This is a genomic window from Halorubrum sp. Ib24 (assembly GCF_002252745.1).
In the GTDB taxonomy this organism is placed as follows: domain Archaea; phylum Halobacteriota; class Halobacteria; order Halobacteriales; family Haloferacaceae; genus Halorubrum.
The window spans coordinates 20,769-29,849 of the sequence record NZ_NHOX01000022.1 but is presented as its reverse complement, the minus strand read 5'-3'; the positions used below and the strand labels follow the sequence as shown (position 1 = coordinate 29,849).

General features: G+C 68.7%; 10 protein-coding genes and 1 pseudogene. 5 read left to right on the top strand and 6 right to left on the bottom strand.

Annotated features, from left to right (window positions below):
* Positions 1-689 (bottom strand): cation:proton antiporter (locus DJ82_RS05290; protein ID WP_198948018.1); only part of this gene is annotated, 689 nt, incomplete at its 3' end.
* Positions 690-750: 61 nt separating this feature from the next.
* Complete coding sequence (locus DJ82_RS05285; protein ID WP_094524248.1) at positions 751-1,230, bottom strand: cation:proton antiporter regulatory subunit; 480 nt, start codon at positions 1,228-1,230, stop codon at positions 751-753.
* A 128-nt stretch (positions 1,231-1,358) separates the two neighbouring features.
* Between DJ82_RS05285 and DJ82_RS05280 the strand changes: the two genes are divergently transcribed.
* From DJ82_RS05280 to DJ82_RS05265, 4 genes and pseudogenes are all read left to right on the top strand, one after another.
* Positions 1,359-1,703, top strand: a complete 345-nt coding sequence (locus DJ82_RS05280; protein WP_094524247.1) for a hypothetical protein — start codon at positions 1,359-1,361, stop codon at positions 1,701-1,703.
* 76 nt (positions 1,704-1,779) lie between these two features.
* A pseudogene (locus DJ82_RS05275) lies at positions 1,780-2,670 on the top strand (hypothetical protein).
* 94 nt (positions 2,671-2,764) lie between these two features.
* A complete protein-coding gene (locus DJ82_RS05270; RefSeq protein ID WP_094581235.1) occupies positions 2,765-4,066 on the top strand; it encodes a ribonuclease R family protein in 1,302 nt (433 codons plus the stop codon).
* A gap of 69 nt (positions 4,067-4,135) precedes the next feature.
* Positions 4,136-4,609, top strand: a complete 474-nt coding sequence (locus DJ82_RS05265) for a hypothetical protein (RefSeq protein ID WP_094581234.1) — start codon at positions 4,136-4,138, stop codon at positions 4,607-4,609.
* A gap of 22 nt (positions 4,610-4,631) precedes the next feature.
* Here DJ82_RS05265 and DJ82_RS05260 read toward each other — a convergent pair whose 3' ends face one another.
* The 4 genes from DJ82_RS05260 to DJ82_RS05250 all read right to left on the bottom strand — a co-directional run bounded on the left by DJ82_RS05260 (position 4,632) and on the right by DJ82_RS05250 (position 7,683).
* The gene (locus DJ82_RS05260) at positions 4,632-5,912 is read right to left on the bottom strand and encodes an MFS transporter (RefSeq protein WP_094581233.1); all 1,281 of its coding nucleotides are present in this window, start codon (positions 5,910-5,912) and stop codon (positions 4,632-4,634) included.
* A 94-nt stretch (positions 5,913-6,006) separates the two neighbouring features.
* Positions 6,007-6,642 (bottom strand): MaoC family dehydratase, encoded by a 636-nt coding sequence (locus DJ82_RS05255; RefSeq protein WP_094581232.1) that lies wholly within the window; start codon positions 6,640-6,642, stop codon positions 6,007-6,009.
* Positions 6,643-6,706: 64 nt separating this feature from the next.
* Entirely contained in the window at positions 6,707-6,841 is a 135-nt protein-coding gene (locus DJ82_RS15470) for a hypothetical protein (RefSeq protein WP_275093920.1), read from the bottom strand.
* Between the two features lie 65 nt (positions 6,842-6,906).
* Entirely contained in the window at positions 6,907-7,683 is a 777-nt protein-coding gene (locus tag DJ82_RS05250) for a hypothetical protein (RefSeq protein WP_094581231.1), read from the bottom strand.
* Between the two features lie 161 nt (positions 7,684-7,844).
* Between DJ82_RS05250 and DJ82_RS05245 the strand changes: the two genes are divergently transcribed.
* Positions 7,845-8,318 (top strand): type IV pilin, encoded by a 474-nt coding sequence (locus tag DJ82_RS05245; RefSeq protein ID WP_094557393.1) that lies wholly within the window; start codon positions 7,845-7,847, stop codon positions 8,316-8,318.
* Positions 8,319-9,081: the final 763 nt, after the last annotated feature.

Below are 9,081 nucleotides of genomic sequence, written 5' to 3'. Positions count from 1 at the left end.
ACGGTCGCGATCGACCTGAGCGCGACGCACTCCGGGTTGTCGGTCGCCAGCAGCCGGTCGAACGCGGGCGTGCCGAACTGGACCGCCCCCAGCAGCACGAGGATAAACGCGATCGCGATCCCGACGTCCGTCGCGGCCGCGCCCACGTCGCCGCCGCCGAGCACGAGCGCCGAGGCCACGGCGAGGTAGACGGCGATGAACAGGTCCTCGTAGACGAGGGTCCCGAGCAGCGGCTCCGCCTCGTCGTTGGCGATCCAGCCGAGGTCGATGAGCGACTTCGTGATCACCGCCGACGAGGAGATGTAGACGATCCCGGCGGTCAGAAACGCCGGGAGGAACGCGCCGAAGACGAGCCACCCGAGGACGAGCCCGGCCCCGAAGTTCGCGAGGTCGATCGTCCCCGCGGTCCCGATCTGGCGCCGTCGCGCGAGCAGGCGGTCGAGGTTGAACTCCAGCCCGAGGAAAAACAGGAGGAAGACGATCCCGAGCTCCGCGCCGAGCGCGATGAACTCCGTCTCGGGGACGTAGACGGTCCCGACCGCCGGCAGGGAGAGCCGGCCGAGGACGAACTCCCCGAGTAGCATCCCGGCGACGATATAGAAGGGGATCACGGACTGACCGGCGCGGTTCGCGACCCACCCGGCGACCGCGACCGCGCCGAACATGACGCCGACGTCGAGCAGCGCCACTACCGGCTACCCCCGAGACGGGCGACCCGAGGGGCCGCCCCGACCGCGTCGTCGCGGCCGCTCATCCGGTGAGGAGCTCCTCGAACGCCGCGCAGTCCTCGGGCGTTCCGACCCCGATGACCGTGTCGCCCTCGCGGAGCGTGGTGTCCGCGCTCGGGCTGTCGACGACCCCGTCGCCGCGCTGGAGCGCGACGACGGCGAGCCCGGTTCGGTCGCCGATGTCCGCGCTCTCCAGCGTCTCGCCGATCAGCGGCGACCCCGGCTGGATCTCGTACCACTCCAGGAGGATGCCGCCGGGCAGGGTCGTCTCCTGCGTGTCGGGCTCGACCGGCTGGAAGTACGCGCCCTCGACGATCGACCCGATCGTCCGGGCGAGGTCGTCGCCGAACTCGAACACCTTCTCCGAGTCGGCGTCCGGGTCGGGGCGGCGGAACAGCTCGCGTTTACCCGTGTTGTGGATGACGACGATCATCTCGCCGTCGTCGAGTTCGATCTCGAACTTCTTCCCGACGCCGGGGAGGTCGGATTCGCGGATCGTCATACCGGGGGGAGCGGTGCCAGCGTTATAGGTGTGCACGTCGCCGGCGTCCGCCTCGAACGACGCCCGTGCGACGCGGGTCTGACCGCTCCGCACCAAACGCTAAGTAGGGTGGGACCGAGGTAGCGCACATGTGGGGATCCCGGAAGAGCCGGGACCGGCGGACGGTGACCTGCATCGCGTGCGGCGACTCGCTGCTGCGCGAGGACGCGCGCGAGTACGACAAGGAGGGGGACCGCTGGAACCGGCGCGACAAGGAGTTCGAGTACCTCTGTACAGACTGCGACGACGACCTCTGCCACCAGCCCCGGGACGGGCTGGAGTCGCTCGTCTGTTCGATCGAGGCCGACGGGCTCTCGCGCGAGGAGTTCCTCGATCGGTACGCGGACGCGGTCGCGCCCGACGAGGGCACCGACTCGGCCGAGTCTCGCGGCCGATCCGATCGCGACCGGGAACCGTCGGACCGCGACCGGTAGCGCGCTTCGGTCCGGACCGCTCTTCGCCTCGCCGACCGACACGCCTTCCTCGGGCCGTTCGAAACCGGACGCACGCATGTCCCTCCACCTGACGCCCGCCGTCCCCCCGATTCCGATCCAGGCCCGATCGATCCCCTCCCGACCCTGATCGGCGTCGGTGCGCTGCTCGTCGGGCTCGCGGTCCTCGCTCACGGCGGACGGGGCTCGCTCGACGCGCTCCGCGTCGCCCGCGCGACCGCGACCGATCCCCGGTCGCTGCAGCCGGGCGACCGCCGGGTGCGGATCACCGGACGCGCCGAGACCGCGTCGGACGCGCCCGATGGGTCCGGCGGATGGGGAGACGACGGGGAGAGCGGTGACACGGGTGGCGAGGACCCCGAAACGCTCCCCGCTCTGTTCACCGACGAGCGGTGCCTCTGCTGCTCGTACGACGTGTCGGAGTACCGCAGCCAAGGGAGGGGCCGATCGTGGGTCTCGATCGACACCGGCGAGGCGGGCGTCCCGTTCCGCGTCGTCGTCGACGGGGTCGGCGTTCGCGTCGACCCCGCGGCCGCCGGCTTCGCGTTCGGCGTCGACGAGGACGTCGAAGTCGCGGCCGACGAGACGCCGCCCGAGCGCGTCCGCCGGTTCACGGACGCGGTGGAGGCGGTGGATGAGTCGGAGACGGGGTGGGAGCTCGGCCCGGTAACCGTCGGAAGCGACCCGAAGCGTCGATACCGCCAGCGCGTTCTTTGCCCCGGCGACGCCGTGGCGGTCGTCGGCGACGCGACCGCCTTCCCGGACGCGCCGGTCGGCGAGGTGAAAGCGCGGATCGCCGGCGGATCGCCGTTCGTGGTCGGCGACGCGAGCGCTCGCCGGACCGCGCTCCGGCTGGTGGCGGTCGGCGGTGCCGGTCGTTTTCGGGCTCGTCTCGCTGACGGTCGCGGCGGTCGCGCTCTCGCCGGTCCTCGGCGTGATTGTCGGGTAGGCGGGCGACGCCTCCGACACTCCCGCCCCCGGTCTGGCGCGGCCGCTCCTGCGCCCCCGACAGGCCTTTCTAACGGACCCGCGTTGGTCCCGGTATGTCAGACGACGAGCCGAAACCGGGGTCCGCCGAGGACCAGGGGCCCGTGACGATCACGCCGGAGCTGGCGGACCGCCTCGCCGTCAAGCGGGCGGACCTGTTCGAGGAGTTCGAGATCCCCGACGAGTTCCCGAACGAGGTCCTCCGCGAGGCGGAGACCCGGACCGAGGGCGTGTACGACGAGATCGAGGCCGAGATCGACGAGCGCGAGGACCTCCGCGATCTCACGACCTGGACCACCGACCCCGTCGACGCGCAGGACTTCGACGACGCGATCTCGATCGAGCGCGAGGAGGGCGCCTACCGGCTGTGGGTCCACATCGCCGACGTCACCCACTACGTCACGCCCGACACGGCGATGTGGGAGGAGGCGGTGAAGCGGGCGAACACCGTCTACCTGCCCGACTACACGATCCACATGCTCCCGCCGGTGCTCGCCGAGACGGTCTGCTCGCTCGTCCCCAACGAGGACCGGCTCGCGCACACCGTCGAGATGGAGATCGACGACGAGACGCTCTCGTTCGAGGACATCGACATCTACAAGTCCGTCATCAACTCCGACGAGCGGCTCACCTACAAGCAGTGCGAGGAGCGGCTGGAGGACCCCTCGCTCCCCCTCGGCGAGGAGAACGAACTCGCCTTCGAGCTCGCCGACCGGATGCACGAGCAGCGCAAGGAGGACGGCTCGCTCGTCCTGAACCCGCGCCGCGACCGCGCGCACACCATCATCGAGGAGTCGATGCTGAAGGCGAACAAGGCGGTGACGCACACCCTGATGTGGGACCGCGGCGTCGAGGCCATGTACCGGGTCCACCCGCAGCCGACCCCCGACCAGTGGAGCGAGGCGCTCACGGAGATCCAGGAGCTCGACGGGGTCTCAATCCCGGGTAGCGCGTGGGGCGACGACCCGCGCAAGGCGGTCAACGCCGCCCTCGAGGAGTCGCCCGGGCGCCAGCTCAACAAGATCCAGCGCGCCGTGCTGAAGGTGATGCCCCGCGCGAAGTACATGAACGACCCGTTCGGCGGCCATCACGCGCTCAACTTCGACATCTACGGCCACTTCACCTCGCCCATCCGCCGGCTCTCGGACACGATCAACCACTGGATCGTCCACGAGAACGACGTGCCGGAGAACCTCGTGGAGCTGTGCGACCACGCCAGCGACCGACAGAAGGACGGCGAGACGGTCGAACGCATCTACAAGCAGTTCCTGCAGGAGCAGGGGCTCGACCCCCACGCGGTGAACAACCGCGGGATCGAGGTCGTCGACGACGCGGAAGAGGCGAAACACACGGTCTGATCGCTCCGCTCGCCCCCCTCGTCCCTTATCGGCGAAGCGTATAGACCGTCGGAGCCCCTACCGTCGGGTATGACCCATCACGACCACGACGAGGGCCACGCCGCCGATCGGATCGCCGACCGGGACCGCACGCGGGCCGAGCGAGAAGCGGAGCGAGCCGCCACGGTCGGCGGGTTCACGGGGGCGGTGCTCGGGGCTCGGGGCGGCCCGATCGGCGCCGGGATCGGCGCCTTCCTCGGGGGATCGACCGGCTACGCCGTCGGCTACGCGCTGAGCGAACTGGAGGGCGAGCGCGGCGACCACCGCGAGGCGACGCTGGACGACTACGCGGACGGCGACGAGCCGGACCACGCGCCGGTGGACGACGGCGGCGACGATCCCGAAGACGAGGGCCCGGTGCGGATAGCGGTCGGCGAAGAGGCCGACGAGGGCGACGACCACGGCGGGGACGACGACCACAGTGAAGGCGACGACCACGGCGAAGGTGACCACGACGAGGGCGACGACCACGCCGAAGGCGACGACCACCGGTCCGAGGAGTGACCGACGCGCGCGACCCGCGTCGTCAGTCCCGCCGGGTCGCGAACCGGGAGATCGCGGCCGCCGCGAGCGCGCCGACGACCGCGATGACGGCGAGCACGAGGAACAGCTCGCGGGGGCCCGCACGGGTGAGAACCGTCCCCGCGAGCGCGGCGCCGAGCGATCCGACGCCGAAGATGCCGAGGTAGGTGTAGCCGAACGAGATCCCCCGCGCCTCGCTCGGCGAGTAGGCCGCAACCGTCGCCTGCGAGAGCGGCTGTACGGTGAACAGCGCGACTCCGAGCGCGAGCGAGACCGCGAGGAACGACGCGGTGGTCGCGCCGGCGGGGACGAACAGCAGCGCGAGGACCGCGAGGACGGACATGAGAGCGATCAGTCCCCGCTCCGGGCGGACCCAATCGGCGATCCGACCGCCGAGGTACTGGCCGAGCACACCGACCATGAGGACGGCGACGTACAGGTACCGCGCGAGGTCGAACTCCTCGGCGTACGGGCTCTCCGGATCGATGAGCCGGACGTCGACCAACCCGCCGAGGGCGTCGCCGAGGAGGTCCGGGAGAAACGTGAGGAACGTCCGGTAGTAGAGCCCGCTGAGCGTGACGAACGCGAACACGATCAGGAACCCGCCGGCGAGCAGGACCCGCGTGTCGTCGACGATCGTCGACGGCGACACCTCGCCTTTGGTGCCGTCGCCCGTTTCGTCGGCGGCGGCCGAACCCTCGCCGCCGCCGTCGACGACCGCGGACTCCGGGAGCGCGGCGTCGACGTCGACGGTGAGGCCGTAGGCGGCGACGACGACGGCGGGAACGGTGAGCGCGGCCGCGACGACCCGCCAGTCGAACGCCAGGAGGAGCAGCGCGGTCGCCAGCGGCCCGAGGGCGATGCCGAGGTTGCCGCCGATCCCGTGGTAGCCGAGCGCGGTCCCGCGGCGGTCGACCGACGTGGAGATCAGCGACAGCCCCGCGGGGTGGTAGACGCTCGCGGTGACGCCCCACACGGCGATGGCGAGCGCGAGCGCGAGCAGGGTCGGGGCGACGCTCACGAGCAGGAACGAGGCGGCCATCCCGCCGAGACACGCGAGGATGAGCGACTTGGAGCCGAACCGGTCGACGAGGATGCCGCCGGGGAGCGCGCCGACGCCGAACAGCCCGTAGCCGACCGTGGAGACGAGGCCGAGCGTGGCCGCGGTCGTCGAGAACTCCGCGATCCACACCGTCAGCAGGATCGGGATCGAGAGCTCGTAGGTGTGGACGAGCCCGTGCGAGCCGGCGGTGAAGGCGACGATCCGTCGCTCGGCGCGGTCCATCGGCCGCCCGTTCTCCGTCGGCGGGGATAGCTTCGAGGGTAGCCGCCGGGGTTGCCGCGAGCGCCGGAGTTGCCGCGAGCGCCGGGCGACCGGGTCACTCCAGGTCCTCCGGCTGGGTGCCGACGCCCGCCGGCCACCCCGTCGGCCGCGCCGCGCTCGGCTGCGCGTGCGAGCGTTTCAGGACCATCGGCGTGCGCTCCAGGGAGAGCACGAGCTCGTCGTTCTGGTTGTACGCGCGCAGCTCGGTGGTGACGATGCCGACGCGATCGCGCGAGTCGGACTCGCGCTTGTCGAGCACCTCCGACTCCGCGAACAGCGTGTCGCCGTGGAAGACGGGCGCGTGGTGGCGGATCTCGTCGTAGCCGAGGTTCGCCGTGGCGTTGGCGCTCACGTCGATGACGCTCATCCCGACCGCCAGCGCGATGACGAAGGTGCCGTCGACGAGGCGCTCGCCGAACTCCGTCTCGGCGGCGTACGCCTCGTTGAAATGCATCGGGTTGAGATTCATCGAGAGGTTGGTGAACCAGACGTTGTCCGTCTCGGTCACCGTCCGCCCGTACGGGTGCTTGTACACGTCGCCGACCGCGAAGTCCTCGTAGTACCGCCCCTCCCAGCCGGCGACGAGCCGGCGATCGGTGCCGCCGTCGGTCGCGGCGTCGGCGTCCGAACCGCCGCGCTCGCCGCTCGCGTCCGATTCCCCCCGGTCGTGCGCATCGCCGTTGCGAACCATACCGAGCACCGACGGCGACGACCGACAAAAATGGGACGCGTCCGCCGGACTCGTCGACCGCGCGCTACGCGAAGTTGAACGACGTGTACAGCAGCAGCTCGACGGAGACGACGGTGACCAGCACCAGCCAGCCGATCATGATCGCACCCATCTGGCGATGCGAGAGGTTCTTTCCCTCGAGTATCTCTGAGACGCCCATATCCGGACCGATTCGCCGAGAGTATTTAATCGCTTTCAACAAAACGGGACCGACGGCGGCCGGCGCTACTCCACGCCGAGTTCCCGCGCGGCGTCGGCCGAGACGGTGATCCCGGCGTCGGACGCGGTGACGCGCCCGTCGAGCACGGCCGCGAGCAGGTCCCGCAGGTCCGCGACGAAGGAGCCCGGCCGGTCGACCTGAATCCGGGTCGTCGACTTGCCCGCGTAGTTCAGCCCGCGGTGGCGGACGTAGGTCCGCGCGAACGACCGTCGGACCGGGCGCGGCACCTCCCACACGACCGACGGGAGCCGGTCGAGCGACGTCTTCGCGCCGGTCGGCACGCCCGTCGTGACGAGGCACCGACCGAGGACCGTCCCGTCGCGGGTGGGGACGACCTCGGTCGCGCGGCCGGCGGCGTCGGCGTTCCGGCGCGTCGTCTCGACGTCGACGCGCTCGAAGGCGCGGCGGATCTCCGCGGCGTCGACCAGCTCGCCCGGTGTCACCGCGGGGACGTAGCTCTCGGCGGAGACGCTCCCGCCGGCGAGGACGTGCGCGATCAGCGCGACGAGCGCGGCGGCCGCCTCGCCCTCGGGGTCCGGATCGAGCCAGCCGCGGTCGATCGCCGCGTCGATCGCTCGGACCGGGTCGGGGACCGTGCCTTCGAGCCACCCCCTGACGCGCTCGTTCGGGAGGTCGAGGGCGTTGCCGACGCGCACCCGGCCGGCGCTCGGGTGCTCGGCGGCGTACTCCCGCACGCGGCGGTAGTCGAGGACCGTCTCCCACGGGTCCGGATAGACGCGATCGCTGTACGTTCGGGCGGGGGACCGGGCCGTGGGTTCCATACGGATCGCTTACAGGTCAACGTAGTTGACCGTGTGGAGCTAATTTTCGCCTCTGATATTTATGCCAGTAAGTACATAAGGGGGTACGGTTAATCGGAGAGTAACCAGCAACCGATCGGAACGGAACGGCCGTTTGATCGGTGGACCGCTGGGTTCAAACTATGAAACCAAGCAACCTGTTCAATTCGGACGACCGCGCGGTGAGTCCCGTTATCGGAGTCATCCTCATGGTCGCAATCACCGTGATCCTGGCCGCCGTCATCGGGACGTTCGTGCTCGGTCTGGGTGACTCGCTCGGAGATAGTCAGCCGACGGCGCAACTTGACGTGAGTTTCGACACGGACACAGACACCGTTACGATTGAGCACAACGGAGGAGATCGGATTGATTCCGATAGCTTAGAGGTAATTGTTAGCAATGCGTCGGGAACGGAGAGTAATGAGGGAACAGTTTCACCTGCACTCACTGTAGGCGATTCTGTCGAAGCGAGTGTTAATGGAGGATCCAACACCACTGATGTTCGGGTACGGATCATTCACACGCCCAGTGATTCCATCATTCTTGATCGGACTGAGGAACTGGCCTCACCGATCAATATTGGGAACTCCAGTACAACGGACTACACAAGTCCCTAATTTCGCCACCGACTTTTTATCCGCGTTCGGTATTCGAGTCCAATTGCTGATGTGTTACACACTTCCTGAATAGTCACTGGGTCGTACTCGTCACGAGCGTTCCGAATGTTCTCTTCACTCTCCACCAGGTAGGCGAGCACGGCGTCAATGACCACGCTCATCGGTGGGTTGTCGTTGGGACCGCTCGCGACGACCTCTCTCGCCTTTTCAAGCTGACGCTCGCGTTCGTCGGTGATCTTGAGGCTAGTTCGACGAGTCATTCATAACCCTCTGTATGCATGGGGGTCCCGAACCCGTCGATCTCGACTGACGCGATTTTGTTCTTATACTCTCAGTATCGACGACGAGGGACTGCGCCGATCGGGTCGAAAGCTCGTTTGATTTGATGCACCTTTCGCGCCCATAGTTCACGGCGAAGTGCATAGATCGCGGATCGTGAATACATCTACGTCGAACCCCACGGGGTCGCGTCGAGAACCCCCTTCCAGCGGGTTTCATCGGATTCCCTCTGGGAGATTAGGAATCGTTCCATCGGCGACCGCGCGGACGACGTACACACCGCGGTCGAGTCGCTGGACGTGCATGCGCTGTTCGCTGGGATCTCGCCGTCGTCAAGCACATCTTCAATCCCAAGCTCGGGATCGGCCTCGTCTTAACGACGGCCGCCACGATCCTCGGCGGCGCCGTTGCGGTCACCAGAATAATCACTCTCGCTGACAACTTGAAGCGACAGGAGGCGATCGACAAGGAGATCCGCGCGGGT

What these genes read in the sequence shown, in the direction of transcription:
- DJ82_RS05285 (WP_094524248.1), bottom strand. Translation starts at nt 1,230, where the DNA reads ATGACGATCCGCGAATCCGACCTCCCCGGCGTCGGGAAGAAGTTCGAG.
- DJ82_RS05280 (WP_094524247.1), top strand. Translation starts at nt 1,359, where the DNA reads ATGTGGGGATCCCGGAAGAGCCGGGACCGGCGGACGGTGACCTGCATC.
- DJ82_RS05270 (WP_094581235.1), top strand. Translation starts at nt 2,765, where the DNA reads ATGTCAGACGACGAGCCGAAACCGGGGTCCGCCGAGGACCAGGGGCCC.
- DJ82_RS05265 (WP_094581234.1), top strand. Translation starts at nt 4,136, where the DNA reads ATGACCCATCACGACCACGACGAGGGCCACGCCGCCGATCGGATCGCC.
- DJ82_RS05260 (WP_094581233.1), bottom strand. Translation starts at nt 5,912, where the DNA reads ATGGACCGCGCCGAGCGACGGATCGTCGCCTTCACCGCCGGCTCGCAC.
- DJ82_RS05255 (WP_094581232.1), bottom strand. Translation starts at nt 6,642, where the DNA reads ATGGTTCGCAACGGCGATGCGCACGACCGGGGGGAATCGGACGCGAGC.
- DJ82_RS15470 (WP_275093920.1), bottom strand. Translation starts at nt 6,841, where the DNA reads ATGGGCGTCTCAGAGATACTCGAGGGAAAGAACCTCTCGCATCGCCAG.
- DJ82_RS05250 (WP_094581231.1), bottom strand. Translation starts at nt 7,683, where the DNA reads ATGGAACCCACGGCCCGGTCCCCCGCCCGAACGTACAGCGATCGCGTC.
- DJ82_RS05245 (WP_094557393.1), top strand. Translation starts at nt 7,845, where the DNA reads ATGAAACCAAGCAACCTGTTCAATTCGGACGACCGCGCGGTGAGTCCC.